This window comes from Roseomonas marmotae (genome assembly GCF_017654485.1).
Lineage (GTDB): Bacteria > Pseudomonadota > Alphaproteobacteria > Acetobacterales > Acetobacteraceae > Pseudoroseomonas > Pseudoroseomonas marmotae.
On sequence record NZ_CP061091.1, the window covers coordinates 147,298 to 173,857 of the forward strand.

At 71.2% G+C, this 26,560-nt stretch carries 22 protein-coding genes; 7 read left to right on the plus strand and 15 right to left on the minus strand.

From position 1 onward, the window contains the following. The first annotated feature begins 263 nt into the window (after positions 1-263). On the plus strand, positions 264-1,379 hold the full coding sequence (locus IAI58_RS00695; RefSeq protein WP_237182569.1) for an HWE histidine kinase domain-containing protein: 1,116 nt from the start codon (positions 264-266) through the stop codon (positions 1,377-1,379). Positions 1,380-1,403: 24 nt separating this feature from the next. On the opposite strand, the gene IAI58_RS00700 is transcribed toward IAI58_RS00695, so the two are convergent. The 7 genes from IAI58_RS00700 to IAI58_RS00730 all read right to left on the minus strand — a co-directional run bounded on the left by IAI58_RS00700 (position 1,404) and on the right by IAI58_RS00730 (position 11,820). Then, on the minus strand, positions 1,404-2,912 hold the full coding sequence (locus IAI58_RS00700) for a serine hydrolase domain-containing protein (protein WP_207449369.1): 1,509 nt from the start codon (positions 2,910-2,912) through the stop codon (positions 1,404-1,406). A gap of 7 nt (positions 2,913-2,919) precedes the next feature. Next, positions 2,920-4,515 (minus strand): ABC transporter substrate-binding protein, encoded by a 1,596-nt coding sequence (locus IAI58_RS00705; protein WP_207449367.1) that lies wholly within the window; start codon positions 4,513-4,515, stop codon positions 2,920-2,922. A gap of 109 nt (positions 4,516-4,624) precedes the next feature. Next, positions 4,625-5,740 (minus strand): THUMP domain-containing class I SAM-dependent RNA methyltransferase, encoded by a 1,116-nt coding sequence (locus IAI58_RS00710; protein WP_207449366.1) that lies wholly within the window; start codon positions 5,738-5,740, stop codon positions 4,625-4,627. A 135-nt stretch (positions 5,741-5,875) separates the two neighbouring features. Continuing rightward, a complete protein-coding gene (locus IAI58_RS00715) occupies positions 5,876-7,351 on the minus strand; it encodes a phospholipase D family protein (RefSeq protein ID WP_207449364.1) in 1,476 nt (491 codons plus the stop codon). After that, complete coding sequence (locus IAI58_RS00720; protein WP_237182568.1) at positions 7,348-8,154, minus strand: endonuclease/exonuclease/phosphatase family protein; 807 nt, start codon at positions 8,152-8,154, stop codon at positions 7,348-7,350. Before IAI58_RS00720 ends, IAI58_RS00715 begins: the two co-directional genes overlap by 4 nt. A gap of 226 nt (positions 8,155-8,380) precedes the next feature. Further along, positions 8,381-10,528, minus strand: coding sequence for a peptidase domain-containing ABC transporter (locus tag IAI58_RS00725; RefSeq protein ID WP_207449360.1), 2,148 nt, complete (start codon positions 10,526-10,528; stop codon positions 8,381-8,383). After that, positions 10,525-11,820: an HlyD family secretion protein gene (locus IAI58_RS00730; protein WP_207449358.1), complete on the minus strand. Its 1,296-nt coding sequence runs from the start codon at positions 11,818-11,820 to the stop codon at positions 10,525-10,527. Before IAI58_RS00730 ends, IAI58_RS00725 begins: the two co-directional genes overlap by 4 nt. A 366-nt stretch (positions 11,821-12,186) precedes the next feature. Between IAI58_RS00730 and IAI58_RS00735 the strand changes: the two genes are divergently transcribed. Beyond that, positions 12,187-12,405 carry a hypothetical protein gene (locus tag IAI58_RS00735; RefSeq protein ID WP_207449356.1) on the plus strand — a complete coding sequence of 73 codons (219 nt, stop codon included), beginning with the start codon at positions 12,187-12,189 and terminating at the stop codon, positions 12,403-12,405. 48 nt (positions 12,406-12,453) lie between these two features. Here IAI58_RS00735 and ftsY read toward each other — a convergent pair whose 3' ends face one another. The 3 genes from ftsY to dapF all read right to left on the minus strand — a co-directional run bounded on the left by ftsY (position 12,454) and on the right by dapF (position 16,046). Then, positions 12,454-13,428: a signal recognition particle-docking protein FtsY gene (ftsY, locus tag IAI58_RS23430; RefSeq protein ID WP_419555858.1), complete on the minus strand. Its 975-nt coding sequence runs from the start codon at positions 13,426-13,428 to the stop codon at positions 12,454-12,456. Between the two features lie 552 nt (positions 13,429-13,980). Further along, positions 13,981-15,222: a tRNA (N(6)-L-threonylcarbamoyladenosine(37)-C(2))-methylthiotransferase MtaB gene (gene mtaB / locus IAI58_RS00745; protein WP_207449354.1), complete on the minus strand. Its 1,242-nt coding sequence runs from the start codon at positions 15,220-15,222 to the stop codon at positions 13,981-13,983. Then, entirely contained in the window at positions 15,219-16,046 is an 828-nt protein-coding gene (gene dapF, locus IAI58_RS00750; protein WP_207449352.1) for a diaminopimelate epimerase, read from the minus strand. The genes mtaB and dapF overlap by 4 nt, the downstream gene beginning before the upstream one ends. A gap of 102 nt (positions 16,047-16,148) precedes the next feature. Between dapF and IAI58_RS00755 the strand changes: the two genes are divergently transcribed. The 5 genes from IAI58_RS00755 to pheT all read left to right on the plus strand — a co-directional run bounded on the left by IAI58_RS00755 (position 16,149) and on the right by pheT (position 21,123). After that, a complete protein-coding gene (locus IAI58_RS00755; RefSeq protein WP_237182890.1) occupies positions 16,149-16,751 on the plus strand; it encodes a 3'-5' exonuclease family protein in 603 nt (200 codons plus the stop codon). Positions 16,752-16,856: 105 nt separating this feature from the next. Further along, positions 16,857-17,063 carry a 50S ribosomal protein L35 gene (rpmI, locus tag IAI58_RS00760; protein ID WP_207449350.1) on the plus strand — a complete coding sequence of 69 codons (207 nt, stop codon included), beginning with the start codon at positions 16,857-16,859 and terminating at the stop codon, positions 17,061-17,063. A gap of 15 nt (positions 17,064-17,078) precedes the next feature. Continuing rightward, the gene (rplT, locus tag IAI58_RS00765) at positions 17,079-17,450 is read left to right on the plus strand and encodes a 50S ribosomal protein L20 (RefSeq protein ID WP_120640717.1); all 372 of its coding nucleotides are present in this window, start codon (positions 17,079-17,081) and stop codon (positions 17,448-17,450) included. 111 nt (positions 17,451-17,561) lie between these two features. After that, on the plus strand, positions 17,562-18,644 hold the full coding sequence (gene pheS, locus IAI58_RS00770; RefSeq protein ID WP_207449348.1) for a phenylalanine--tRNA ligase subunit alpha: 1,083 nt from the start codon (positions 17,562-17,564) through the stop codon (positions 18,642-18,644). 4 nt (positions 18,645-18,648) lie between these two features. Beyond that, positions 18,649-21,123, plus strand: a complete 2,475-nt coding sequence (gene pheT, locus IAI58_RS00775; protein WP_207449346.1) for a phenylalanine--tRNA ligase subunit beta — start codon at positions 18,649-18,651, stop codon at positions 21,121-21,123. A gap of 301 nt (positions 21,124-21,424) precedes the next feature. Here the strand turns inward: pheT and IAI58_RS00780 are convergent, their stop codons facing one another. The 5 genes from IAI58_RS00780 to IAI58_RS00800 form a co-directional block, all read right to left on the minus strand. Continuing rightward, a complete protein-coding gene (locus IAI58_RS00780) occupies positions 21,425-22,831 on the minus strand; it encodes a M20/M25/M40 family metallo-hydrolase (protein WP_207449344.1) in 1,407 nt (468 codons plus the stop codon). Positions 22,832-22,940: 109 nt separating this feature from the next. Next, the gene (locus IAI58_RS00785) at positions 22,941-23,276 is read right to left on the minus strand and encodes a hypothetical protein (protein WP_207449342.1); all 336 of its coding nucleotides are present in this window, start codon (positions 23,274-23,276) and stop codon (positions 22,941-22,943) included. A gap of 17 nt (positions 23,277-23,293) precedes the next feature. Next, the gene (gene maiA, locus IAI58_RS00790; RefSeq protein WP_207449340.1) at positions 23,294-23,914 is read right to left on the minus strand and encodes a maleylacetoacetate isomerase; all 621 of its coding nucleotides are present in this window, start codon (positions 23,912-23,914) and stop codon (positions 23,294-23,296) included. Between the two features lie 432 nt (positions 23,915-24,346). Further along, on the minus strand, positions 24,347-25,840 hold the full coding sequence (locus IAI58_RS00795; protein WP_237182567.1) for a carboxypeptidase M32: 1,494 nt from the start codon (positions 25,838-25,840) through the stop codon (positions 24,347-24,349). After that, complete coding sequence (locus IAI58_RS00800) at positions 25,815-26,528, minus strand: SURF1 family protein (RefSeq protein WP_207449338.1); 714 nt, start codon at positions 26,526-26,528, stop codon at positions 25,815-25,817. The genes IAI58_RS00795 and IAI58_RS00800 overlap by 26 nt, the downstream gene beginning before the upstream one ends. Between the last annotated feature and the right edge of the window lie 32 nt (positions 26,529-26,560).

The following is a 26,560-nucleotide window of genomic DNA, read 5'->3' on the forward strand; positions in this document are numbered from 1 at the left end:
GAGTGCAAATCTCTCCCAGCCGCCCGCGCCGAAAGGTCGCAGCAGGCGATTGGAAATCTCCAAGCTCGCGCGAGAGTGAATTCAACGCATGATCTATGTTGATTCGTTTGTGAAGTATTTCTCTGTTTTTTAACAAATATTTACTACCGGAAGCATCGACAGTGGCCCTCATCGGGCAATGTCGTCTCTGCAAACGTATCAAATCAGACCGATCACAAATCATTTCTGAATCATCGTGCCGGCAGGTTGAAGGAAACCGAAACATGCCATCAGAAGCGCTGCGCCATTCGGGGCGCACGGATAGCCATGCGGTCACCCCGGCGGGTGACGCGGGAGAGGCTTCCGTGCTGGCCAGCATCGAACGACGCATCGCGGAAGTGGAAGCCGAGAAACAGGCGATGGCCGCGGAGCTGGAGCGCATCCGGCGCCTGCTGGACAGCGCCACGGATTATGCGATCGTGGTCCTGGACCTGCGCGGGCAGGTCACGGGCTGGAACGAGGGCGCTCGCGCGATCCTGGGCTACAGGGATTCCGAGATCCTGGGCCGCTCCGGCGAGCTCTTCTTTCCCGCCGAGGACCGCGAGCGCGGCGCCTTCGTCAGGGAGCTGTGCGGCGCGATGGAGGAAGGACGCGCGCTGAACGAGCGCTGGCACATCCGGCGCGATGGCAGCCGCTTCTGGGCCAGCGGGTCCATGATGCCGCTATGGGACGCGAACGGGAAGCCCGTGGGCTTCCTGAATGTTCTGCGCGACGATACGAGGCGCCGGGCCGAGGAGGAACGCCGGGCGCTGCTGCTGGCCGAGATGGGCCACCGGATGAAGAACGTCCTGTCCACGGTGCAGTCCGTCGCGTTGCAGACCCTGCACGATGCCGATGTGCCCGCGGCGGTGCGGGAGGCCCTGGGCGACCGGCTGGTGGCCCTGGCGCGTTCGCATGACCTGCTGGTCCGTGGCGGCTGGGAAGGCGCGCCCCTGGAAGAGGTCATCCGGCGCGCGCTGCTGCCCTATAACGGGCCCAATCGCCTGGACATGGATGGCACGCCGGTCTGGCTGGCGGCCGATATCGTGGAAATGCTCCACCTGGCCTTGCATGAGCTGGCGACGAATGCGGCCAAGCATGGCGCGCTCTCCGTGCCGGAGGGCCGGGTCGAGTTGCGCTGGGCCTTGCAGCGGAACAGGAACAGCCAGCCGATGGTGGAGATCTTCTGGCGCGAGCATGGCGGGCCGCCGGTCCTGCCGCCGAAGCGCCGGGGCTTCGGCTCGCGCCTGCTGGAACAGGGGCTGGAGCAGAAGTTCGGCGGCAAGGTCAGGCTCGCCTTCCGCCCGGCCGGCCTGAGATGCCATATCTGCCTGCCGGCCACGGCGGCGCCGGCGGAATAACCGCCCGGCGCCCGCATGCCGCGGTCAGGGGCCGCGCTGGAAGCGGATCACCCGGCTGCGGTGGCTGGTGAGCGCCACCGTGTCGCCCTTGAAGCGCAGGCTGAAGGGCTTGGGCCAGGGGCCGTCCTGCATCTCCACCAGCAGCCGCCCCTCGCCCAACGGGCGCAGCGGGGCATGCTGGCGGGCGGGGCCGATGCCCATGCCCAGCGTCTCGCCAATGATATCGAAGCTGGCATGGTGGCTGGGGCAGGACCAGCGGCCCTGCGCCCGCGCCAGGGTGTCATCCGCCGCCACCGGCCGGAAGTGCCGGGCGACATGGCCGATCTCGCCCTCGATCCCGCCTTCCGCCGCGCGCAGCCGCATGGGGTTGTGGGCGGAGAGGGAGACGGCCCAGCCATCCGGGCCCTGGTACAGCGCCTCCCCGGCGCCGAGGAAACTGGCGGTGCCGCCCTGCACCGCCAGCCAGTGGCCGGTGCCGGGCTCGGCATAAAGGCCCTCGGGCAGGCTGGCGGGGGGCGGCATCTCCTGCCCCAGCAGCGCGGCCATGACCTTCAGCGCCAGGGTATAGGCACCGGGGTCCTCGCGGTTGGAGACGACCACGACGCCCAGGCCCGGCTGCGGCGCCAGCAGGAAATAGGTCTTATAGCCGGCATGGGAGCCGCCATGGCCGACCAGCGCCACCTCCCCCAGCCGCCCATGCGCCAGGCCCAGGCCATAGGCGGTGGCGCGCCCGTCCAGCAGGTGGCGCGGCGCCGCCTGCGCCGCCAGCATCCCGGCGGCGGGGCCACGATCCGCCAGCACCGCCTGTCCCCAGATGGCCAGCGACCGCGCGCTGCCCGTCAGGCTGCCGGAGGCCGAGAGATGCAGCCCGGCCGTCGCGAGCTGCCAGCCCCTGGGCCCCATCCAGTAGCCGGGGGCGAGGCCGGGGACGATGTCGAACCAAGTCTCCGGTGCGTGCCACTGGATGCCGAGGGGGGCGGCAATCTCCGACTGGAGGAAATCCTCGAAGAGCAGGCCCTTTCGGGCCAGCGCCGCCTCCACCAGCCGGTAGCCGGTATTGGAATAGGAGATCTCCGTCCCCGCCGGGAAGTTCAAGGCGCCCAGCCCGGCCAGGAAGTCCAGCAGCGGCCCGGCCTCCGTCGCGGTATGGACGGTCAGGCCCAGCAGGCCCAGCGTCTCCCGCAGATCCGGCAGGCCGCCGGTCATGTCCAGCGCGCGGCCGACCGTGACATCGGCCATGGGCGCGCGCAACTCCGGCAGATGCGCGCCCAGCGCATCCTCCAGCCCCACGCGGTCCTGGTGGCGGCGCTGCATGGCGGCCAGGACATGCTTGGTGACGGAGGCGTAGCGCACCACCGTATCGGCGGTGAAGGCCGTGCCGGTGGCGAGGTTCTCCAGCCCCGCCGCCTCGACGACCGGGATCTCCCGGCTGTCGAAGGCGAGGATGGCGCCGCCCGGTGCTTCCCCCTGCCCCCAGCCGGCGATCAGGGCGGCGGCGGTCTGGGCGGCGGCGGACCAGCGGGCGGCGGCCATCCGGCGGTCAGGCCTTCCGCACGTCGGCGTAGGAGTTGCTATCCGCCAGGGTGCCGAGCCGCACGCCCTCCACGCCCTTGCGGCAGGCGGCGGTCTCGGTGGTCTGCAACATGATCACGAAGGGACTCCGCTGCATGTGGTCGCGCTGCAGCTGTTCATACAGCGCGAGCCGCTTCGTGGCATCAGGTTCCGCGAGCGCTTCCTGGGCGCGGCGGGTGAATTCATCGTCCTTCCAGGAATTGCGCCAGGCCAGGGTGCGGTTGCGCGCATCGGGGCCATTGTCGGTATTGACGCAGAAGGCCTCGGCATTGCTGTTGGGGTCGAAATAATCGGCGCCCCAGGCGGTCAGCGCCGCCTCATGCTGCCGGGCACGGGTCTTGGTCAGCACCTGCCGGTTCTCGCCGGGCATCAGCCGCAGCCGGATGCCGATCTCGGCCAGGTCGGCCTGCATGGCCTGGGCGATGTCGTTGTAGGGCTGGTAGGAATAGTGGTCCATCACCAGCTCGAAGCCCCCTTCCGCGCCGGCCTCGGCCATCAGTGCCCGGGCACGGGCCACGTCCTTCCGGAAGGGCGTCTCCGTCACCGCCGCGGGGAAGCCGAGGGGCAGGAAGCTCTGATGCACCGCATGGGTCAGCGAGGCCAGGTTCTGCTGAATGCCCTGGTAGTCCAGCGCGTGCTTGATGGCCTGCCGCACCTGCGGCTTCGCGAGCTGCGGATGCGCGGTGTTCAGCTGCATCACCACCAGGGCGGCCGCGGCCTTGCGGACCAGGGTGTAGTCGGGGTCGCCCTGCAGGGCGCGCAGCTGCTCGGTGGTCAGGTTGCGCGCCACATCGGCATCCCCGTTGCGCAGCAGCAGCATCTGGGCGGAAGGATCGACGACATGCCGCAGCACGATGCGGCGGATATTGGTGCGCTTCGCCTGCGCGGGGCTGGCTTCCAGGATGGCGCTCTCGCTCGGCTTCCAGGAGCGCAGGATCCAGTCGCCGGAGCCGGCGGAATTGGACTTCAGCCAGCCATTGCCGAGATCGTCGCCCTGCGCGTGGGAGAGGACGAGCTTCTTGTCCACCACGCTGCCGACATTGGAGGAGAGGCAGTAGAGCACGAAGGCGGGCGAGCTCTTGCCGTCCAGCGCGACGGTCAGGCTGTGCGGGCCGGTGGCGCGGATGCGCTCATCGACATTGTCGGGGGTGAAGCCGAACTGGTTGATGATGAAGGCCGGCGCCTTGTTCAGCTTGACGGCGCGGCCGAGGGAGAAGGCCACGTCCTCCGCCGTCACCGGCGTGCCGGAGGCGAAGACGGCGTCGGTCCTCAGCTGGAAGGTCAGCAGCCTGCCGTCATCGGAGACGGTCCAGGATTCCGCCAGGTCGCCTTCCAGTTCCTCCGGCTTGTCGGGGTTCGGGCGCAGCAGCTTCTGATAGACGTTGGTATTGATCTCGGCCGCCACGGCCTCGAAGTTTTCCTGCGGGTCCAGATTGGTAACGTTATCTAACAACTGCGCCACGACCAGCATGTTCTTCGGCGTGGCGGCGAAGGCACGGGTCAGTGTGTCATAGCTGAAAAGGGAGGCGGCAGAGGCCGCCGCCAGGAAGGCGCGCCGGTTCATGCGTTTCGTCCATCTCCAGTAAGCCGCCGGGGGGAAATTGCGGCTGGCCGCCATATAGGCCATTCGCGCCGCAGCCGGAGCGCAGCCTTGTCCGTCCGGCACGGCCCTTTCAGGCCAGGGGCCCGGTCTGGAACAGGGACACGCGCAGCCCGCCATGCGGGACGGGGGCGGTGCCGGGCAGGAAGGGCAGCCGCGTCGCATGGGCCAGCCGGGGCTCGCTGGCGACGATGCCGACGCGCCAGCCACGGAAGCGGCTGACGAGCGTCTGCCCGAGGGCGCGGTAGAGGGGCAGCAGCTTCGTCTTGTCGCCGATGCGGGTGCCATAGGGCGGGTTGACGATGACCAGCCCCGGCGGGCCGGCGGGCGGCTCCGCCTCGCTGATGCTGGCCTGATGGAAATCGGTGAGCTCCGCGACTCCCGCACGGCTGGCATTGGCGCGGCTCATGGCGATGGCGCCGGCATCGCGGTCGCTGCCATGGAAGCGCACCGCCGGCACGCGGGCGCTCTTCACCTCGCGCATGTGCCGCCAGGTCTCGGCATCGAAAGTCGCGAGCTGCTCGAAGGCGAAATGGCGGGCGCGGCCGGGATTGAGCCGCGCCGCGATCTCCGCCGCCTCGATGACGAAGGTGCCGGAGCCGCACATCGGGTCATAGACCGGCTCGCTGCCGTCATAGCCGCATTGCCGCAGGAAGAGCGACGCCATGGTCTCCCGCATGGGCGCCGCGTTGACGGCTTCCTTGTAGCCGCGCTTGTGCAGCGGCTCGCCCGAGGTATCGACGCTGATGGTGCAGATGTCGTTCTCGATCCGCGCCATCACGGTGACCCCGGCCTCCGGCGAGGAAGGCGCGCCCAGGGTCTCGCGGATGGCGGTCTCGATCCGCTCGGCCGCGGCGCCGCTGTGGTAGATGCGCGACCCGGCGCAGGAGGCCTCCACCCGGAAGGGCAGGTCCGCGCGCAGGACATCACCCCAGGGCACGCGGCGCGCGCGGCTGTCGAGCTGCGCGAGATGCACGACGCGGAAGGAATCCAGGCGCGCCAGCACGCGCCCGGCGCCGCGGACCCAGAGATTCGCCCGCCAGACCTCCGGCCAGCCGCCCCTGATGACGACGCCGCCGGGCACGGGCTTCGGCTGCCGGAAGCCCTTGCCGCGTACCTCGTCGCAGAGCACCGGCTCCAGCCCCGGGGCGGTGGCAAGAAAGATCTCGAAGCCCGTGTCTCTGGTCATTCTCACATGCATGTCGGAAGTGGGCGCAGGGGCGCCTCCTGTGCCCCCAGGGTTCAAGGGGCGGGGGAGGCGCGGCGCCCGCCCCTGTAGCCCCCGACGGGAGGCAGGGCCAGCGCGGCGGGGGATGAGGGGCCGCTAGAGCTGCGCCTCCACCGGCAGCCATTCCACCGCCCGCGCCAGTATCCGCCGCGCCAGCGGCGCCTCCGGCTCATGCGGCGTGGTGGTCTCGTCGTCCGTCCAGAACAGCTTCCGGCCGCGTTTCCAGACGCGGTAGCTGCGGTCGGGCTCGGTCAGGCGGCGGTGCTCGGCATGGATCTGCCGGGCCAGGACGCCATGGTGGACGAAGGCGCCCATCTCCGTGTTCAGCCGGGCGCTGCGGGGGTCGAGGTTGAAGGAGCCGACGAAGACATGCTCGCCATCGACCGCCAGGGCCTTGGTATGCAGGCTGGCGCCCTTGGAGCCGAAGACGCCGCCGTTGCGCTTCGTGGTCCGCTTCAGCTCGAACAGCGTGACGCCCAGCGCCAGCAGGCGGGGCCGGTAGCGGGCATAGCCGGCATGGACGGCCACCACATCGGTCGCCGCCAGGGAATTGGTGACCACCGTCACCTTCACGCCGCGCCGCACCAGCGTCTCGAACAGTTCCAGCCCGCCCTCGCCCGGCACGAAATAGGGGGAGACGACCAGCGCCTCCCGGCGCGCCGCCAGCAGCGCATCGGCGATGGCCGGGGCCATGCAGCCCGCCACGCCGCGCCCCTTGGCCTTGGCGGGCGGGTCGGCCAGAACGCGCACGGCGCCATCCGCCGGCAGCAGCGCGACCTCGGACAGGGAGGCGCGGGTACGTGCCAGCTCCTTCAGATAGGGGCGCGCGGTCTCTTCGCGCGGGGTGTCCTCCAGCCGGGCCCGCACGGCGGCCAGCGCGGCCTCGCTCAGGTCGCGGCCGGCGCGGAACTGCTCCACCGGCACCGCCAGGCTGCTGGACCAGTAGCTGTCGAACACCGCCTGGGCCTGGGAGGCGGCCTCCCCGGCGATCAGCAGGTCCAGGTCACGGAAGTTGAAGTCGCCGGCGGCGTCGAAATAGGCGTCCGAGATGTTGCGGCCGCCGACCAGCGCCACCTTGCCATCGGCCACCCAGCACTTGTTGTGCATGCGGTGGTTGAGGTGCCAGCCGCCGAGCGCGAATTCCAGCGCCAGCCCGACCTGGCCCAGGAAGCGGAAGCGGCGGGTGTTGAACAGCCGCACCTCGATCCGTGGATGGGCGGAGAGCGTGGCCAGCAGCGCCTCGCCCGTGAGGGCGTAGCTGTCGTCCAGCAGCAGCCGCACGCGCACGCCCCGGTCGGCGGCGTGCAGCGCCTCGCGCGCCATCAGCCGCCCCGTGATGTCTTCCATCCAGGTGTAGTATTGCAGGTCCAGCGTGCGGCCGGCGGCGCGGGCGATGCTGGCGCGGCTCATGAAGGCCCCCAGCCCCAGCGGGATCAGGCTGACGCCGGTGCGCGCCCCCGCCTGCGCCAGGGCCTGTTCCACCAGCCCGTCCAGGGCCGATGCGCGCGGCCCGGCCGCGGCGGCCACCGGGGCCGGCGGCGCGAGAGCAGGGGGCTGGAGGGCGATGCTCATGCCGCGACGGCCTCGATCTGCTGGGCCGGCAGGGCGGCGGCGGTCGAGAGATCCAGCCGCGCCTTCAGCGGCAGATGGTCGGAGGCGACGCGCGCCAGCGGCGTATCATGCGCCTGCACCTGCTGCACCAGCCCGCGCGGCCAGCCGAGGATGCGGTCCAGCGCCAGGACCGGCAGGCGGGAGGGGAAGCTGGCGGGACCGAAGGCCAGGCTGCCGAAGACCGGCTCCAGCAGCCGGAGGGAGGAGCGGCGGCCCGGACGCCATTCATTCAGGTCGCCCATCATGAGCGTGGGCATGGGGCCGCCACGGGCGATGGCCTCCAGGATGGCGGCGCCCTGGCGCATGCGGCAGCGGCGCAGCAGCCCGAAATGCGCGGCCACCACGCGGAGCTGGCCGGCGGGCAGCTCCAGCTCGGCGATCACGGCGCCGCGCGGCTCGGCGCCCGGCAGGGCCAGGCGCTGCACCCGCACCAGGCTGCCGCGCCGCACCAGCAGGGCATTACCGTGCCAGCCATGGCCATCCGGCAGGCGGGAGATGGGCAGCAGGGAGAGGCCGTGGTCGCGCAGCGTATCGGTATCCAGCAGCCCGACGCGGCGCCCGAAGCGCTTGTCGGCCTCCTGCACCGCGACGATGTCGGGGTCCATCTCGGCGATGACGCGGGCGACCCGGTGCGGATCGAAGCGGCGGTCCACGCCGACGCATTTATGGACGTTGTAAGACGCGACGGTGAGTTCGCTGCCAGCGGCATCCCGGGCGGGCGCTCCGCGGGACCTCTTCTGGGTATGCTCGGACTCCGCGGCCATGAGCTGCTCCGGAACCTCCATGCTGCGGCTAGGGCGCCGCGCGGATCTGCCGGCACCATGGCCGAATTTAGGGACCAGCGGCAGGCGATCCAAGCTTGGCGCGGGGATGGCCGGAGGGTGGCTGGGTTGCGGGCGGCTCGGGTGTGTCACAGCCGGAAGAACCCCCGAGGGGCGCGAAGGCTGCACAGCGCGCCCTGAAATCGGCCAAGCCCCAGCAGGCGGGCCTTCAGCCCAGGCGGATCACCCGCTCGGCCACGGCCAGGCTGGAGGGGCGGTGGGCGATCAGCACCCTCGTCATGGGCAGCTGGCGGATGGCGTCGTTGATGCGGGCCTCGGTCGCCTCGTCCAGGTGGCTGGTGGCCTCGTCCAGCAGCAGGATGGCGGGGCGGCGGTAGAGCGCGCGGGCCAGCACCACCCGCTGCCGCTGCCCGCCCGAGAGGGTGCTGCCCATGTCGCCGACGCGGGTGGCATAGCCCATGGGCATGCGCAGGATATCGGCGTGGATGGCGGCGATATCGGCCACCAGCTGCAGCCAGTGCTCGTCGGGGTTGGGGTCGAAGCCGGCGATGTTCTCGGCGATGGAGCCGGCGAAGAGGCGGTCGTCCTGCAGCACGCAGCCGACCCGCTGGCGATGCGCGGCGGGGCCGAGGGTGGAGAGCGGGACGCCATCCACCAGCACCTGGCCCGAGGTCGGCGGGATCAGCCCGGCCATGATGCGCAGCAGGGTGGACTTGCCGCAGCCCGAGGGGCCGGCGACGCCGATGCAGGCGCCGGCCGGGATGTCCTCGCTCAGCCCGGCGATGATCTCGGGGTCGTTGTCGGCATAGCGGAAGCGGATGCCACGCAGCGCCATGGCGGCGGCCTCGGCGGCGGCAGCCTGGGCGGCGGGCGGCCGGGCCAGGGCGGGCGCCGGCAGGGCCGGGTTGCCCTCCCCTCCCCCCACCGGCTCGGGCGTGGCCAGGGCGATATCGGCCAGCCGCTCCCCGTGCAGGGAGAGCATCCGCAGGTCCAGCAAGGTATCGACGAAGCCGTTCACCCGGCTGGTGAACTGGTCCTGGAAGGCCAGGAAGGCGATCAGCATGCCCACCGACATCTGCCCCGCCAGCACGGCCCGCGCGCCCAGCCAGATGATCAGGATGCGGTCCAGCCCGAACAGCGCCTGGGCGGCGGCGGTATAGCCGATGCCGAATTTCTCCAGCCGCATGGCGGCGCCGACGCGCTCCACCAGGTGGTTGATCCAGACGGCGCGGCGGCGCGGCTCCAGGTTCAGCGCCTTCAGGCTCGCCATGCCCCGGGCGCTTTCCATGAAGTGGGAATTCTCCTGCGCCTCATGGATGATCGCCTCCTCCGACAGCAGGCGGAAGGGACGCCAGACGGCCAGCCGCAGCGCCAGGTAGAGCGCCAGCGCCGCCAGGGCCACCAGCGCCAGCCAGCCGCCATAGAGCGCCATCATGGCCAGCAGGGCGATGGCCATGACGCCATCCAGCAGCGCCAGCACGGCGCGCGTCGTCAGCACATCCCGCACCTGGTCCAGCGAATGGAAGCGGGAGACGATGTCGCCCACATGCCGCTTCTCGAAGAAGTCCAGCGGCAGGCGCATCAGCTGGTCGAAGAGGCTGACCTTCCATTGCAGCACCAGGCTGGAGCCGAAGATCATGGCGGCCCAGGAGCGGGCGAAGCGCGAGCCCACCTCCAGCAGCAGCAGCACGACCATGCCCAGCGCGATCAGCGTCAGCAGGTCGTAGTCGCCGGCCACCACCACCTCGTCGACCACGAGCTGGAAGGCGATGGGCATGGCGATGACCGCCAGCTCCATCAGCAGGGAGAGCGCCAGCACCTGCGCCATCGCCCGCCCCAGCCCCACGGTGCGGCGGAGCATGGCCATCAGGCTGAGGCGCGCGCGCTCCTCGCCCTTCTGGAAGCCCTCGGCCGGCCAAGCCTCCAGCGCCACGCCGGTGAAGCGGCGGGAGATTTCCTGCAAGGAGAGCCGCCGGCGGCCGATGGCGGGGTCGTGGATGACGGCGCCGCGCGGCGTCAGGCGCGCCAGCACCACGAAATGGTTCTGGTCCCAGTGCAGGATGCAGGGCAGGCGCAGCTTGCGCAGGTCCGCCATCTCCAGCCGCAGGGCGCGCGTCGCCAGCCCCATGCGGCCGCCGACGCCCACCAGGTCCCGCAGCGACATGCCCTTCAGCGAGGTGGCGAAGCGCCGCCGCATGGCCGCCAGATCCACCCGCTGTCCATGATGGCTGGCCAGCATCGCGAGGCAGGCCAGCCCGCATTCGGCGGCCTCGGACTGGATGACCACGGGCATCGGCCCGCGCCCGCCGCCCAGCCGGTCCAGCAGGGCGGTGACGGCGGTGGTGGCGCCGCTCACGCGCGCGGCTCCCGGCGCGCCGTGCCGCCACCGCCGCCGGCCGATAGGGCGCCGCGCAGGCTGTAGAGGGGGTCGAGCACCCATTGGTAGAGCAGGCGGGATTCGGCCAGGATATGCGCCTCCAGTTGCATGCCGGCCTGCAGCGGCTCGCGCCGCCCATAGGCGGTGACGAAGGAATGATCCGGCCGTACGGTGATGCGGTAGAGCGAGGGCGCCTGCTGCCGCCCCGCGCCGGCCGAGATCAGCTGCTCCACCTCCTCCGGCCGCAGCGTGGCGCGGGAGATGACGGAGACGGTGCCGGGGAACTGCCCGAAGCGCTGATAGGGATAGGCCTGGTAGCGCAGCAGCACGCGATCCCCCTCCCGCACGAAGCCGATGGCCTCGCTGGGCGCCAGCAGCTGTGCCTCCAGCGGTTCCTCATCCGGCAGGATGGTCAGCAGCGGCGTGCCGGCCGCCACCGTCTGCCCGGCCTGGGTGATGATGCTGGTGACGATGCCCCCGCGCGGCGCGGTGACGGTGATGGCCCGCTTCGCCTCGGCCTCCGACAGCTGGCGGTCGATGTCGATGATCTGGCGCTCCAGCTCGCCGGCGCGGGAGGCGGCCTGAAGGTCGAAGCCGGCGAGCTTGTTGCGCGTCTCGGAGATGCGGCCGGCGAGCACGAGGCGCTCGCGCTTGAGGGATTCCAGCTGGGTCTGCTGGCCGATGTAGTTCTGCAGCCGCGCCTCATAGTCGCGGGAGGTGGCGAGGCCCTGCTGCATGTTGGATCTCTGCCGGTCCAGCATCTCCGCCAGAAGGGCGGTATTCTCGGTGGCGATGCGGATCTGCTGCTCCACCTGCGCCGCCTCGCGGTCCATGTCGGCGGACTGGATGGCCAGGCCCTGCTTCTCCAGCCGGTCGATCTCGCCCTGGCGGGCACGTTCCTCGGCCAGGGCCTGACGGCGGCGTCGCAGCAGGTCCAGCACCGCTTCCTGGGTGGCGCCGGTGGCGGTGGTGCTGTCCAGGCTGAGATCATAGAGCACCTGCCCCTGGCGGACCGATTCGCCCTCCGCCACATGCTGGGCGCGCACCCAGCCGATGGTGGGGGCGACGATGCGCGTCAGCCCCTGGGACGGCAGCACGACGCCCTGGACCCTGACGCGCCGCGTGTATTCGCCGAAAGCCATGAAGGCGACCAGCAGCGCCGTGAGCAGCAGTGCCCCCCAGGCCATCAGCCGCAGCGGCAGGTGGCCGGGCAGCACGGGCTGCCCCAGCCAGGACAGTGCCTGCGCCTCCTGGAAGTCGCGGCGGAACAAGGATGCGCCGGGGGTCTGTTGCTGCGGAGGCGGCTGCGGGGCTGGGGTGTGATGAGGAGGATGGCCTTCCGGCATCACCTCTTCCGCCTTCCGTTGCAAAGGGTGCTGCGGGCATGAAGGGGCATCGCCCCGCACCCGTCAATCGACCGGGGATCACAGGGTCTTGTGCGGGAGTCGCGGATTTCTGAAGAACCCCGGCGGATGCAGGATAGTTCGGGAATCCGGCGGGCACGGTCCTGAAGGCGGCGCAGGCATGGCCATCAATGCGCCGTGATAGGGGCAGGGTTTTCTTCCGCGTGCCGGCTGCGGCGTATTAGCGTCCCGGCGCCTTCGGGCGTCCCAACACCTTGGCGAGGAACGACCAGCATGACCCAGCCCATGACCCATGCCGTGCCTGAGAGTGGCATGCGCGAACTGAACGAGGCGGAGATGGAAGCCGTGGCCGGTGGCCTGTCCTTCGGCAACATCAACATCGGCGGATCGAATTTCGGCCCGCTGACGGTCAACTGGCAGCAGGCCGGCAACAATGTCGCCGTGGCCTGGAACTACAACGGCCGCACCGGCGGGCTGCGCCTGAAGTTCTGAGCCCTTCCCGGGCGCCGCCGCGGAAGGCCATCCCGCGGCGGCCAGGGGCTAGTTCAGGCCCAGCAGGGACCTGGAGAAATCCCGTGCCGAGAAGGGGCGCAGATCGGCCGCCTTCTCGCCCACGCCCACCGCATGCACGGGCAGGCCGAATTCCTGCGCCAGCGCGACGACGATGCCGCCCTTGGCGGAGCCGTCGAGCTTCGTCACCACCAGGCCGGTGACATTCACCATCTCCGAGAACACCTTGCACTGCTGCGTGGCGTTCTGGCCGGTGGTGGCATCCAGCACCAGCAGCACGGAATGCGGCGCCGTCGGGTCCACGCGCTGCATCACGCGCACGACCTTGCGCAGCTCCTCCATCAGCGCGGTCTTGTTGTGCAGCCGGCCGGCGGTATCGACCAGCAGCACCTCCGTGCCCTTCTGGCGCGCCTGGGTCAGCGCATCGAAGGCCAGGCCGGCCGCATCGGCGCCCTGCTTCGCGGGGGCCACCACGTCGCAGCCGGTGCGGCTGCCCCAGATCTGCAACTGCTCCACCGCCGCCGCGCGGAAGGTGTCTCCGGCGACGAAGGTGACGCTCCTGCCCGCCTCCCGCCATTGCTGGCCCAGCTTGGCGATGGTGGTGGTCTTGCCGGTGCCGTTGACGCCGACCACCAGCACCACATGCGGGCGGTGGCTGGCATCCAGCTCCAGCGGCCGGGCCACGGGGGCCAGGATGGCGGCGATCTCCTCGGCCAGCGCCTCCTTCACCTCCTGGTCCGTCACTTCCTTGCCGAAGCGCGTCTTGCGGAACTGCGTGACGATGCGGCCGGCGGCGGAGACGCCGAGATCGGCGGTGATCAGCGCCTCCTCCAGCTCCTCCAGCGCCTCATCGTCCAGGCGCCGCTTCACGAAGAGGCCCGTCAGACCATCGGTCAGCCGGGCGGTGGAGCGGGAGAGGCCGGCGCGCAGGCGCCCGAACCAGCCGGTGCGGGGTTCCTCCTCCGCCACGGCGGCCGTGGGTTCAGGCTCCGGTTCAGGCTCCAGCCTGTCCAGGAAGCCGGGCGGCAGGGGCTCGGTCAGTTCCGGCTCGAAGGCCCGTGCCTCGGTGGCGGGGGGTTCGGGCTCGGAGGGCGCAGGGGGCGGCACCTCCGCCGGCGTGCCGGGTTGCGGCACGGGGGCCGGCCTCTCGGCGGGGCTGGGCTGCCAGCCCGGCGGCAGGCTGGAGGGGGGCGTTTCCGGCGCCGGCTGCTCGGCCGGGGCGGGCGTCGAGACCGGGCTCGGCGCCGGGGCCGGGATCTCGGCCGGAGCGGGCGACACCTCCGGCAACTGGCGCGGCGGCAGTTCGGTGGGCGGGCGCGGCAGGTCGCCGGGCGGGAGAGCGGAGCGGGTCTCCTCCGGTGCCGGGGGCATGGGGGCGTTTTCCGGCCGCAGCGGCGGCGGCGGGGCCTCGGGCTCCGGCGGCGGGCTGCGGGTTTCCTCCGGCGCGGGGGCGGCCGCGGCGGGGTGGGACTCGGCGGCGGGGGCCTGCTCCTCCGGCTTCTCCGTCTCGGTGGGGCGGCCGGTCAGCTTGGCCCAGAGATCACGCAGCGCCATGGCTCAGGCCGCCTCGGCCAGCAGGCCGCGCGCATCGGCGCCGGTCACGCGGGCGCGGACGACCCGGCCGCGCGGGCCGCTGCCCCGGACGAGGCGGATGGCGCAGAAATGCTCGGTATGGCCGGCATCGGGACGTTCCAGCAGCACGGCTTCCTCCTGGCCCATACGGGCGGCGTAGAATTCCTGGGTCGCCTCGGCGCCGATGGCGCGCAGGCGGGCGGCGCGTTGCCGCCGCAGGACGGTGGGCAGTTGCGGCATCCGGGCGGCGGGGGTGCCCGGCCTCTCCGAATAGGGGAATACGTGCAGGAAGTGCAGCCCGGCCTCCCGCACGAGCGCCGCCATCTCCTCGAACTGCGCCTCGGTTTCGGTCGGGAAGCCGGCGATCAGGTCGGCCCCCAGCGCGATTCCCGGGCGCAGCGCGCGGGCGCGGGCGGCGGCGGCCAGGGCATCCGCCCGGCTGTGGCGCCGCTTCATGCGCTTCAGGATGAGGTCCGCGCCATGCTGGAGGGAGAGGTGCAGGTGCGGCATCAGCCTTGGCTCCTCCCCGATCAGGCGCCAGAGGTCCTCGTCGATGGCGGCGGGGTCGATGGAGGAGAGGCGCAGCCGCGGCAGTTCCGGCACCAGGGCCAGCAGCCGGCGGATCATCTGGCCCAGCGTTGGGCTGCCTGGCAGGTCGGGGCCGTAGCTGGCGATATCGACGCCGGTCAGCACCACCTCCCGGTAGCCGGCCTCCACCGCCGCCCGCACCTGCCGCACCACCGCGCCCATGGGGGCGGAACGCGAGGGGCCGCGCCCGAAGGGGATGACGCAGAAGGTGCAGCGGTGGTCGCAGCCCTGCTGCACCTCGATCAGCGCCCGCGCCCGGCCGGTGAATTCGGTGACGGGATGCGCGGCCACGCCGCGCGCTTCCATGATGTCGGAGACCGGGGCGGCGGGGGCGCCGGGCGCCCAGGCCTCGGGCTTCAGCTTGTCGGCATTGCCGATGACGCGGGCGACGCCCGGCAGCGCACCCCAGCGCGAAGGCGCGATCTGCGCCGCGCAGCCGGTGACGATGATCGGCACCCCCGGCCGTTCCCGCGCGATGCGGCGGATGGCCTGGGCGGCCTGCTTCTCGGCCTCGGCCGTGACGGCGCAGGTATTGACCAGCACCGTCTCCGCATGGCCGGCGCGGGTGGCGAGGTCGCGCATCGCCTCGCCCTCATAGGTATTGAGGCGGCAGCCGAAGCTCAGGACCTCCACCGTCATGCGGCCAGGCTGTCCCAGTCGAACTGGCCGAGGAAGGCGGTGGCCACTGGCCCCGCCATCAGCACATGCCCGTCCAGCCGCCATTCCAGCGTGAGCGTGCCGCCGGGCAGGTCGATCCGCGCGCGCCGCCCCGTCAGGCCCCGCCGGTGGGCATTGACCAGCGTGGCGCAGGCGCCGGAGCCGCAGGCCAGCGTCGGCCCCGCCCCGCGCTCCCAGATGGCGAGGCGGATATGGTCGGTGTCCATGACCTGGGCGAAGCCGATATTGGCGCGGGCGGGCAGCAGGGCATGGTGCTCGGCCCGCGGGCCGATGGCCTGCCAGTCCAGCCCGTCCAGGTCGCCCACGAAGAAGGTGACATGCGGGTTGCCCATGGAGCAGGCGGCGGGGTCGGAAACCGCGCCCAGCTCCATCGGCAGATGCGCGGTATCCATCGCGCGCGCCAGCGGCACGTCCTGCCATTCCAGGCTGGGCGGGCCCATATCGGCGCTGATGGTGCCATCGGCCAGCCGCTCGCAGGGCAGGTCGCCGCGCAGGGTGCGGACCACCACGCGGTCCCGCCCCGTCTCGGCCATCAGCAGGCTGGCGATGCAGCGGGTGGCATTGCCGCAGGCCTCGGCTTCCGAGCCATCGGGGTTGTAGATCCGCATGAAGACATCGGCACCCTCCCCCGGCTGTTCCAGCACGATGAACTGGTCGCAGCCGATGCCCCGGTGGCGGTCGGCCGCGGCGGCGGCGCGGGCGGGGGTGACGCCCAGCGTCGTCCGGCGGTCGTCCACCACCACGAAGTCATTGCCGAGGCCGTGCATCTTGCGGAAGGGAATCATGCCCGACCATATGCGGCGGAATGCGTGACAAATGAAGTGGCGGCGCTTTCCCGCCACGCCGTCCCGCGCTTCCATGCCCTTCCCCGAAGCTGGAGCGCCGCAGTGATCGATTCGACTCTCTATCTGGTGGTCGATATCGAGACGGATGGGCCGGACCCCGGGCCGCATTCAATGCTGAGCTTCGGCTGCGTCGCCACCGATGCGGAGGGCGTGCGGGGCGAGTTCTCCACCACGCTGGACACCCTGCCCGGCGCCACCGGGGATGCCGGCACCCTGGCGTGGTGGGCGACGCAGCCCGAGGCCTGGGCGGCCGCCCGGCGCGACCCTCTGCCGCCCGAGCAGGCCATGGCGCGCTTCGTGGCCTGGCTGCGCGGGCTGCCGGCCAAGCCGGTCTTCGCCGCCTGTCCGCTGATCTTCGACGCCTTCTGGATAGACTGGTATCTGCGCCGCTTCGCCGGGCTGCGGATGCGGCAGGCACCGCGCGACGAGCACGGCCTGTTCCATGGGGAGGCGCTGGATATCGGCTCGCTCGCCATGGGCGTGCTGGGTATCGACCATGCGGCGGTGGTGGCGCGCCGCTCCTGGCCGGAATCCTGGCTGGGCGGGCATGACCACAACCACGACGCGCTGGCCGATGCGCGAGGCTATGCCAGCCTGCTGCGGGAGTTGCTGCGGCGCCGGCCCTTGCCGAAACCGCGCCAATGAGGCTATAGCCCCGCCCTCTTCCCGCGCGTCCGGGCCTGTAGGGCATGCCCGGCCGTGGTTTCGTGTCCGCCTCACGGCGGATGCTTCCGAACTCAGGAGATCGAAATGCCCAAGATGAAGACGAAGTCGAGCGTGAAGAAGCGCTTCCGGCTGACGGCCACCGGCCAGGTCAAGGCTGGCGCCGGCAACAAGCGCCACATGCTGACCGCCAAGACCAACAAGATGAAGCGGCAGAACCGCGGCACCTTCGTGCTGGACAAGCAGGATGGTGACACGGTGAAGCAGTGGATGCCGTACGGTTCGGCCCGGTAAGGAAGGATCTGACCTATGGCACGTGTTAAGCGCGGCGTAACCGCCCACGCCCGTCACAAGAAAGTCCTCAAGCTCGCCAAGGGCTATGTGGGCCGTTCCTCCACCGCCTATCGCCCCGCGCTCGAGCGCGTCGAGAAGGCGCTGCAGTACGCCTACCGCGACCGCCGCAACAAGAAGCGCGAGTTCCGCGGCCTGTGGATCCAGCGCATCAACGCGGCTTGCCGCGAGCAGGGCCTGACCTATTCGAAGTTCATCGCCGGCATCAAGGCGGCGAATATCGAGATCGACCGCAAGGTCCTGGCCACCATCGCCTTCGATGATGCCGCCGGGTTTGCGGCCTTGGTCGAGAAGGCCAAGGCGGCGCTGCCGGCTTCGGCCGAGGCGTAATCTCCCCCACTCCCTTCCGGGGGAGTGTCGAGAAACGGAGCCGCCGCCGCCTGGGGTCAGCCCTGGGCGTTCGGCGGCTTCTTTCGTTTTCAGGGCTCAGGCGGGATGCAGATGTCCGACGACCTCGCGAAACTCCAGACCGATACCGAGGCGGCCCTTGCCGCCGCCACCGACCCCCGCGCGCTGGACGCGGTGCGGGTGGCGACGCTGGGCAAGAGCGGCGCGCTGACCGCGCTGCTGAAGGCGCTCGGCACCTTCCCGCCCGAGGAACGCAAGGCGCGCGGCGCCGCCGTGAATCAGCTGAAGGCTGTGCTGGAAGCGGCCATCGAAGCCCGCCGGGTGGAGCTTGACGCCGCCGCCCTGGAAGCGCGCCTGGCCGCCGAGCGGATGGACGTGACACTGCCCGCCCGCCCCTACCCGCCCGCCGGGCCGGAAGCCGGCGCCATCCACCCCATCGCCCGCACCATCGAGGAACTGACCGCCATCTTCGGCGCCATGGGCTTCGCGGTGGCGGAAGGCCCGGATATCGAGGCCGACTGGTACAATTTCGGCGCGCTGAACATCCCCGACCATCACCCGGCGCGGCAGGATCACGACACCTTCTACCTCCCCGCCGGCCCGGATGGCCGCCGCCCGGTGCTGCGGACCCATACCTCCCCGGTGCAGATCCGCACCATGATCACGCAGGCGCCGCCGATCCGCGTCATCGTGCCCGGCCGCACCTACCGCGCCGACCATGACGCGACGCACAGCCCGATGTTCCATCAGGTCGAGGGGCTGGTGATCGACAAGGGCATCACGCTCGGCCACCTGAAGGGCTGCCTGATCGACTTCCTTCGGGCTTTCTTCGATATCCGCGACCTGCCGGTGCGGTTCCGCTCCTCCTACTTCCCCTTCACCGAGCCTTCGATGGAAGTGGATATCGGCTGGAACCGGAAGACCGGCGAGCTGGGCGAGGGCGGCGACTGGCTAGAGATCCTGGGCAGCGGCATGGTCCACCCGAAGGTGCTGGCCAATTGCGGCATCGACCCGCGCGAGTGGCAGGGTTTCGCCTTCGGCATGGGCATCGAGCGGATCACCATGCTGAAGCACGGCATCCCCGACCTGCGGCCTTTCTACGAGAGCGACGTACGCTGGCTGAAGCATTACGGCACCAGCCCGCTGTCGCCTGCCACCCTGGCGGAAGGGGTCTGACGCCATGAAGTTCTCTCTGTCCTGGCTGAAGCGGCACCTCGAAACCGAGGCGACGCTGGAGCAGATCACCGACACCCTGAACACCATCGGGCTGGAAGTGGAAGGCGTGGAAGACCGCGCGGCGGCGCTGGCGCCCTTCCGCATCGCCCATGTGATCGAGGCGGTGCAGCACCCCAATGCCGACCGCCTGCGTGCCTGCAAGGTGGATGTGGGCGATGGCGTCATCCGCTCCGTCGTCTGCGGCGCGCCGAATGCCCGCACCGGCATGAAGGCGGTGCTGGGCCTGCCCGGCGCCTTCGTGCCCGGCACCGGCATCACGCTGAAGGTCGGCGAGATCCGTGGCGTGAAGAGCGAGGGCATGATGTGCTCCTCGCGCGAGCTGGGCCTCGGTGACGACCATGAGGGCATCATCGACCTGCCGGCGGATGCGCCGGTGGGCCAGCCCTATGCCGTCTGGGCCGGGCTGGATGACCCGGTCATCGAGATCTCCGTCACCCCCAACCGGGGCGATGCGCTCTCCGTCCGTGGCGTGGCGCGGGACCTGGCGGCGGCGGGCCTCGGCACACTAAAGCCCTTCGCGCCGCAGCCGGCGGTGCCCGCCTATCCCTCGCCCCTGAACTGGGCGGTGGAGGACCTGGAGGGCTGCCCCTGGGTGCTGGGCCGCGCGGTGCGGGGCGTGAAGAACGGCCCCTCGCCCCAATGGCTGCAGGACAAGCTGACCGCCATCGGCCTGCGCCCGATCAATGCCCTGGTCGATGTGACCAACTGGTTCACCTATGACCTCGGCCGCCCGCTGCATGTCTTCGACGCGAAGAAGGTGAAGGGCGACACCCTCACCATCCGCCGGGGCCGCGAGGGCGAGAGCTTCCTGGCCCTGAACGGCAAGGAGGTGCGCGTCACGCCGGAGGATCTGGTGATCGCTGATGCGGAGGCGGTGGAATCCCTCGCCGGCATCATGGGCGGCGAGTATTCCGGCTCCGACGAAGGCACCACCGAGGTCTTCATCGAGGCCGCGCTCTTCGACCCCGTGCGGATCGCGCTCTCCGGCCGCCGGCACGACCTGCGCTCCGACGCCCGCTCCCGCTTCGAGCGCGGCGTGGACCAGGCCCTGCCGCCCGCCGCGCTCGAAGCGGCGACGGCCATGATCATCGAGCTCTGCGGCGGCGAGGCTTCCGAGATCGTCTCGGCCGGCGCCGAGCCAGCCTGGCAGCGCACGGCGCATCTGCGCTTCGAGCGCATCGCCGGCCTCGGCGGCTCCCCCATCACGCCGGAAGAGGCGGTGGAAGGGCTGGAGCGGCTGGGCTTCACGGTGGCCGGCCGCGATGCGCAGGGCGTGACGGTGAACGTCCCCTCCTGGCGAAACGACATCGCCTCCCGCGACGGTGCCCTGGCGCAGAACCCGGAACTGCCGGCGGACCGCGCCCAGGCAGCCGCCGAGGGCTGCGCGGCCATCGAGCCGGAATGCGACCTGCTGGAGGAAGTGCTGCGCCTGCGCGGACTGGATGCGGTGCCGCCGGTCTCGCTGCCCGTCTCCTCGCCCGTGCCGCTGCCCAGCCTGACGCCGCGCCAGACGCGCAGCGTACTCGCCCGCCGGATGCTGGCGGCGCGCGGCATGCTGGACTGCGTGAGCTTCGGCTTCATCGACGGCAAGGTGGCCGCGCTGTTCGGGGAAACCCCGGCCGCGCTGCGCCTGGAGAACCCCATCGCCGCCGACCTGGACCAGATGCGCCCGACGCCGCTGGCCAGCCTGCTGACGGCAGCCAGCCGCAATGCCGCGCGCGGTTACCCGGATGTGGCGCTGGCGGAAATCGGCGCGGCCTACCGGGACATCACCCCCGCCGGCCAGGCGGCGGTGGCCGCTGGTATCCGCATCGGCGAGACGCCGCGCCACTGGGCCGCGCCGGCCCGCGCGGTGGATGCCATGGATGCCAAGGGCGACGCGCTGGCCGTGCTGGCGGCGCTGGGCGTGCCTGCGGCGGCACTCTCCGTCACCGCCGATGCGCCGGGCTTCTATCATCCCGGCCGGTCCGGCGTGGTGCGCCAGGGGCCGAAGACGGTGCTGGCGACCTTCGGCGAAATCCACCCGAGCCTGCGCGCCAGGCTGGACCTGCCCGGCCCGGCGGTGGGCTTCGAGGTCTTCCTGGACGCCATCCCCGACCCCAAGCGCAAGAAGAAGTCGGCGCCCGACCTGCCGGCCTTCCAGCCGCTGCGGCGTGATTTCGCCTTCCTGGTGGATGCCACGGTGCCGGCGGAGAACCTGCTGCGCGCGGCGCGTGGCGCGGAGCGGAACCTCATCACGGATGTGACGCTCTTCGACCGCTATGCCGGCGAGCGCCTGCCGGAAGGCAAGGTCTCCCTGGCGCTGGAAGTCACGCTGCAACCGCGTACGGCCAGCATGACGGATGCGGAGATCGAGGCGGTGGGCACGAAGATCGTGGCCGCCGTGGCGAAGGCGACGGGGGCGGTGCTGCGAGGGTGAAACGCGCTGGAGAGGGCGCTGCCCTCTCCAGACCTTTCCCGCTGGAGTGACAGTGTCACCCCAGACCCCGCCATTCATTGGCCCTGGTGGCAGGCGGGTTCCGCCGGAGGTCATCGACCTCCAGCGACTGCGGGCTCAGCCCGCGTGGTCCATTGAATAAATCACGCCTGCGGCGCGCCTTGGGCTGCCAGCGCGGCCCCCAATTCGAAGCGGGGTCCGGGGTGGACTTTCCACCCCGGCGGGCGTGCAGAGGGCAGAGCCCTCTGCGGGGGTTCCAGGGGGCAAATGCCCCCTGGCCTTCTCAACGGGAGGGCGTGCCCGCCTCGCCCAGGTCCCACCACATGCCCGCGAAGGCTGCGATGCCTTCCCGTGCCGGGGCGATCAGCAGGTGTTCATCCGGCCCGTGCTGCTTGCAGCCGTTGTAGCTGTGCGGCACCCAGACCAGCGGCACGCCGAGGTGGTCGATGAAGACATCGCCCGGCAGGCCGCCGCTGCTGTTGGGGATGATCTGCACCCGGCTGCCCAGGCTCTTCTCCATGCTCTCCTGAGCCCAACGCACCCAGGGATGGTCGGGCGCGGTGCGGCTGGCGGGCATGCGGAGGCCGGCATTCTCGATCCGCACCGTCTCCAGCCCGTGGATATCGAGGTGGTGGCGCAGCGCGGCCTCGAAGGTCTCGGGGTCGGTATCCACGGTGTAGCGGATCTGGCAATGCGCCACGGCATGAGGCGCCACCGCGTTCACCGGATTCTCCGGCACGCCGCTGACCATGGCCAGGACGATGAAGCTGTTCCAGCCATAGATCTTCTCGGCCGATGTCAGGCCCGGCTCGCCCCAGCCTTCGTCGATCGTCGCCGCGCCCTCGGCCCCGCCCACCGGGCAGTCCTGGAGCACCTTCCGGATCTCGGGCGGCGCGCCGTCCCGCCCGCCGGAGGGCAGCCAGCCCCGCACCAGGATCTTGCCGTTGCGGTCCATGATGGTGGAGAGCGCATGGGCCAGGATCACCGCCGGGTCGCTGGTCAGCCCGCCCCAGTGGCCGGAATGCACCCCGCCCTCGCGCAGCCGCACCGCCAGGTCGAAATGGAAGGTGCCGCGCGTGCCAGTGGCGATGGTGGCCAGGCCCGGCTCCACGCGCGGGCCGTCGGAGGCGATCAGCACATCGGCCGCCAGGGCTTCCGCCTGGGCGGCGATGAACTTGCGCAGGCCCTTGCTGCCACGCTCCTCGGCCATCTCCAGCACGAGCTTGACGTTGAAGCCCAGCTTGCCGCCGCGCTCGGCCAGCACGGCCTCCAGCGCCGCCAGGTTCAGCACGTGCTGGCCCTTGTTGTCGGCGGTGCCGCGCCCGTACCAGCGGCCATCCCGCTCCGTGAGGGTCCAGGGGGAAAGCCCTTCCGACCACTGCGCATCCAGCCCCGCGACGGTATCGCCATGGCCGTAGAGCAGCACGGTGGGGCGGGCGGGGTCCTCGATGCGCGTGGCCATCAGGATGGGACCGAAGCCGGGCTCCGGATTCTCGTGCAGCGCGGCCTGGAAGCCCATCCGCTCCACCCAGGGGCGGATGCCGCTCTCGAGGTAATGGTGCAGCGCCTCTTCCCGCCCCGGCTCCTGCGATGTGGAGGGGATGGCGACGAGGTCGGAGAGCAGGGCCTTGAAGCTGCCCTGGTCGAAGAACTGCCTCGCCCGTGCGATGGCGCCGTTCCGTTCAGCCATGATCCCCTCCGTCCTTGGCATCAGGCGGCACGGCGCGAGGCACCGGGCCACCACATGGAGGCCGGCAGAATGCTGCGCTTAGGCCGCCACGTCGAGGGGCTGATCGGCGTTATCGGGTGCGAACCGGTCCGCTACCGCCCCCGCCGCCGCCGGCCAGGGAGGAACCCAGCAGCGCGCCGGCCGCGGCTGGCAGCAGCGCGCCCAGCAGCGGCGCCCCCATCAGCCCCTGACCGGGCGGGAGGATGACGGGTGCGCCCGCATCCTCCATGGGGGTGGAAGCCGGGGCGGCGAGCCGGGGCGCGGCCTGCCCGCGCGGCGCCACCGCCACGGCGACATCGGCCGGCACGGTCATGCTGCGGAGCTGTGCCGCCGCGGGCAGCGGCAGCGCCAGCAGGCCCAGCAGGGCGCCGGCCAGGGCGCAGGGGCGCGGGGGGCAGCGGATCATGGCGGCGTCCGTCTCTCTCAGGGAAGGGCAAGGGGGCGGCTGACCTGAAAGGCCGGCAGGGTCAGGCAGGCGGCCTCGGCGGCCAGCAGGCGCGGGAAGCTCATGGAGACGCCGAACTGCCGGGCCATGGCGAGTTGCGGCACGAGGCAGAGATCCGCCAGACCCGGCGTATCGCCGAAGCAGAAGGGGCCGGCGGTCGGGTCCAGCAGCGCCTCGCAGGTCTCCAGGCCGCCGCTCAGCGCCTGCCGCGCCCAGGCGCGCAGCGGTGGCTCCGGCAGCCCCAGATTCTGCAACTGCGCCAGGCTGCGCTCGGTCGGCAGCGAATGCATGTCGCCGGCGCTGGCCAGGGCGAAGGCGCGGATGCGGGCGCGCCTGGTGGGCTCGGGCGGCAGCAGCGCCGGGCTGGGCCACATCTCTTCCAGCCATTCGACGATCGCGAGGGACTGGCTCAGCCGCAGTCCGTCATTGGTCTCCAGCACCGGGATCATATTCTGCGGGTCGGCCGGGGCCTGGCCGGCCGGCGCGAATTCGTCTCCCGGTGCCAGCTGCTCTACGAGCGTGACATCGAGGTCCTTCAGAGCCAGGGCGATCCGCACCCGCCAGGTGGCGAAGGAACGGAGATGGCCATACAAGCGCATCGTGATACCTACTGTACTCTCGATTATGTGATTTAAGGTTGCAGACAGGTCAAGGAAATCCACAGCGCTGCCGGAACTATCCCGGCCCGGCCATTCCCTCCGGTATCATACAGAAATCCCCGTTCCTTTCGTATGCGTTCCGAGCAGCCCTGGCCGTTTTTCTGCAGAGGGCGCGCCGGCCTGCTGGCATGCCGTCTGGTATGAGCGCGGGAGCATCCTGGCCGGAGCCTGTCCGGTTATCGGCAGAACCCGACGATCTCATCAGGGAGGCGGCTGGCGACACGAAGGAAGGGGAGCCACCACCACGGAGCGGACGCGGGACCGGGCGCCGGAATCCGCCGGCCCGAGCGATCTTTACCTGACGCAGACTGGAGCTTCCCCCATGCCCTGGCATGCCGCCGCCCTTGGGGACGGCATGCCAAGCTGGCTAGATCAGGCGTCCAGATAACGTTCCCGCAGGTGGGCGGTGAAGTCGGAGGGATCGAGCGGCTTGCCGGTGGCGGCGCGCAGCAGGTCCTGGAAGCCCAGGCGCGAGCCCTGGCCATGCACCTTCTGCCGCAACCAGTCCCGCAGCGGCGTGAAATCGCCCCGCGCCAGCGCCGCGTCCAGGCCCGCCACATGGGTACGGGCCGCGCGCATCAGCTGCGCCGCCGCCATGGCGCCGAGGGTATAGGACGGGAAATAGCCGAAGGCGCCGTCATACCAGTGGATGTCCTGCAAGCAGCCATGCGCGTCATCCGGCGGCGTCAGGCCCAGCAGGCGCGTGAAGCCCTCGTTCCAGGCGGCGGGCAAGTCCTCGACCTCCATCGCGCCCTCGATCAGCGCGCGCTCCAGACGGAAGCGCAGGATGACATGGGCGGGATAGGTCAGTTCATCGGCATCGACGCGGATGAAGCCGCGCTCCACCCGACGCCAGAGACCGGCGAGATTGGCGGGGGCATAAGCCGCCGCCTCTCCGCCGAAGGTGGCCTGCAACCGCGGGCCGAGAAAGGCGAGGAAGGCGTCCGAGCGGCAGGCCTGCATCTCGATGATCAGGCTCTGCGATTCATGGGCGGCCATGCCGGCGGCCTCGCCCACGGGCTGGTGGGCATGGGCGGCGGGCAGGCCCAGCTCGTAGAGCGCGTGGCCGGTCTCATGCAGCACGCCCAGCAGCGCCTGGGCGAAGTTGTCCTCGCGGTAGCGGGTGGTGATGCGGACATCGCGGGGCGTGCCGCCGCAGAAGGGATGCGTGCTCTCATCCAGCCGCGCATGCTCGAAATCCAGCCCGACCCGCTCGGCCATGTCGCGGCAGATCGCCTGCTGGGTCGCCACCGGGAAAGGCCCGACCAGCGGGCGCGGCGCCGGGCGGGCGGCCTGGAGCGCCTCGGCGCGCGGCAGGGCCTCGGCCAGGAAGGCGTCGTAGGCGGCGAAGATCGGCTCCACGTCGCTGGCGCCGATGCCGCGCTGGTAGCCTTCCATCAGCGCATCATAGGCCGGCAGGCCGGTGGCGTTGGAAAGGGCCGCGGCGGTCTCGCGTTGCAGGCGCACCACCTCCTTCAGGGCGGGGGCGACCAGGGCGAAGTCGGAGCGCGCGCGGGCGGTGCGCCAGCGGGCCTCGCAGGCGGCGTTGGCGCGGGCGGTCGCCTCCACCAGTGTGGTGGGCAGGGCCGTGGCGCGGCGATGAGCATCGCGCATCAGCGCCAGATTGGCGCTGTCCCACTCGTCCGCGGCGGCGGCCCCGGCCAGGTCATCCGCCACCTGCGGCGCCGTCAGCAGCTCATGCGACAGGCCGGAGAGGGTGGCCAGCTGCTCGCCACGCGCCTCGGCGCCGCCCGGGGGCATCATCGCCGCGGCATCCCAGTGCAGCATGGCCTGGGACTCGCCCAGCAGGGCGATACGGGCGAAGCGGGCCTTCAGGCGGTCATAGGCGGTCATGGTCACTCCCATCAGCGGGTTCCTTCAGGCGGATGCGGGCCCAGGCGATGAAGACCCCCAGCGCCGAGAGCGCCAGCCCGTACCAGGTGATGACATAGCCGAGGTGGCTGTTGGTCGGCCGCGGCATGTGCCGCGCGGGCTGCGGCAGCGCCGCCCCGGCCGGGCTGCCGGCGGGCTGCATGGCCACCAGCCCGTACGGGGCGGTCTCGGGCAGCTCCAGGGCGGCGCCGATGGCGTGAGGGTCGAAGGTATAGAAGCGGCGTCCGGCGGTATCATCCGTGGCGCTGAAGAGGCCGGCGCTCTCGCCGGGGCGGATATAGCCCTCGACCCGCAGCGGGCCTTCGGGGCGGTCGATCTGCCCGCCCTCCAACGGCACCCAGCCGCGGTCCACCAGCAGCGGCGCGGCGCCCGGCCGTTCGAGCGGCGTCAGCAGATGCGTGCCGAGTGTAGTGCCGCGCAGCTCCACGCCCAGCCGCGCCTCCCGGTCATGCAGGAAGCGGCCTTCGGTGAAGACCTTCGTATAGGGTTCCGGCGGCTCGGAGAGCGGGAGGGGCGGACTGGCCTCGGCTATGGCCAGACGGGCCAGGAGGTCGGTCTTCCAGTGGAGGCGCTGAAGCTGCCAGGTGCCCAGTCCGGCCAGGATGGCCAGCACCGGCAGCAGGACGAGGGTGGGAATGAGAAGGCGGCGCCAGCGATTCATGCGCCGCAGGGTAGCATGCGGGGCCGGTCCTG

Coding starts and splice junctions, on each gene's coding strand:
- dapF (WP_207449352.1), bottom strand. CDS start 16,046: ATGATTCCCTTCCGCAAGATGCACGGCCTCGGCAATGACTTCGTGGTG.
- IAI58_RS00800 (WP_207449338.1), bottom strand. CDS start 26,528: ATGAATCGCTGGCGCCGCCTTCTCATTCCCACCCTCGTCCTGCTGCCG.
- pheT (WP_207449346.1), top strand. CDS start 18,649: ATGAAGTTCTCTCTGTCCTGGCTGAAGCGGCACCTCGAAACCGAGGCG.
- pheS (WP_207449348.1), top strand. CDS start 17,562: ATGTCCGACGACCTCGCGAAACTCCAGACCGATACCGAGGCGGCCCTT.
- IAI58_RS00715 (WP_207449364.1), bottom strand. CDS start 7,351: ATGAGCATCGCCCTCCAGCCCCCTGCTCTCGCGCCGCCGGCCCCGGTG.
- IAI58_RS00785 (WP_207449342.1), bottom strand. CDS start 23,276: ATGATCCGCTGCCCCCCGCGCCCCTGCGCCCTGGCCGGCGCCCTGCTG.
- IAI58_RS00780 (WP_207449344.1), bottom strand. CDS start 22,831: ATGGCTGAACGGAACGGCGCCATCGCACGGGCGAGGCAGTTCTTCGAC.
- IAI58_RS00735 (WP_207449356.1), top strand. CDS start 12,187: ATGACCCAGCCCATGACCCATGCCGTGCCTGAGAGTGGCATGCGCGAA.
- IAI58_RS00700 (WP_207449369.1), bottom strand. CDS start 2,912: ATGGCCGCCGCCCGCTGGTCCGCCGCCGCCCAGACCGCCGCCGCCCTG.
- maiA (WP_207449340.1), bottom strand. CDS start 23,914: ATGCGCTTGTATGGCCATCTCCGTTCCTTCGCCACCTGGCGGGTGCGG.
- rplT (WP_120640717.1), top strand. CDS start 17,079: ATGGCACGTGTTAAGCGCGGCGTAACCGCCCACGCCCGTCACAAGAAA.
- IAI58_RS00710 (WP_207449366.1), bottom strand. CDS start 5,740: ATGACCAGAGACACGGGCTTCGAGATCTTTCTTGCCACCGCCCCGGGG.
- rpmI (WP_207449350.1), top strand. CDS start 16,857: ATGCCCAAGATGAAGACGAAGTCGAGCGTGAAGAAGCGCTTCCGGCTG.
- IAI58_RS00720 (WP_237182568.1), bottom strand. CDS start 8,154: ATGGCCGCGGAGTCCGAGCATACCCAGAAGAGGTCCCGCGGAGCGCCC.
- mtaB (WP_207449354.1), bottom strand. CDS start 15,222: ATGACGGTGGAGGTCCTGAGCTTCGGCTGCCGCCTCAATACCTATGAG.
- IAI58_RS00695 (WP_237182569.1), top strand. CDS start 264: ATGCCATCAGAAGCGCTGCGCCATTCGGGGCGCACGGATAGCCATGCG.
- IAI58_RS00795 (WP_237182567.1), bottom strand. CDS start 25,840: ATGGGAGTGACCATGACCGCCTATGACCGCCTGAAGGCCCGCTTCGCC.
- IAI58_RS00705 (WP_207449367.1), bottom strand. CDS start 4,515: ATGAACCGGCGCGCCTTCCTGGCGGCGGCCTCTGCCGCCTCCCTTTTC.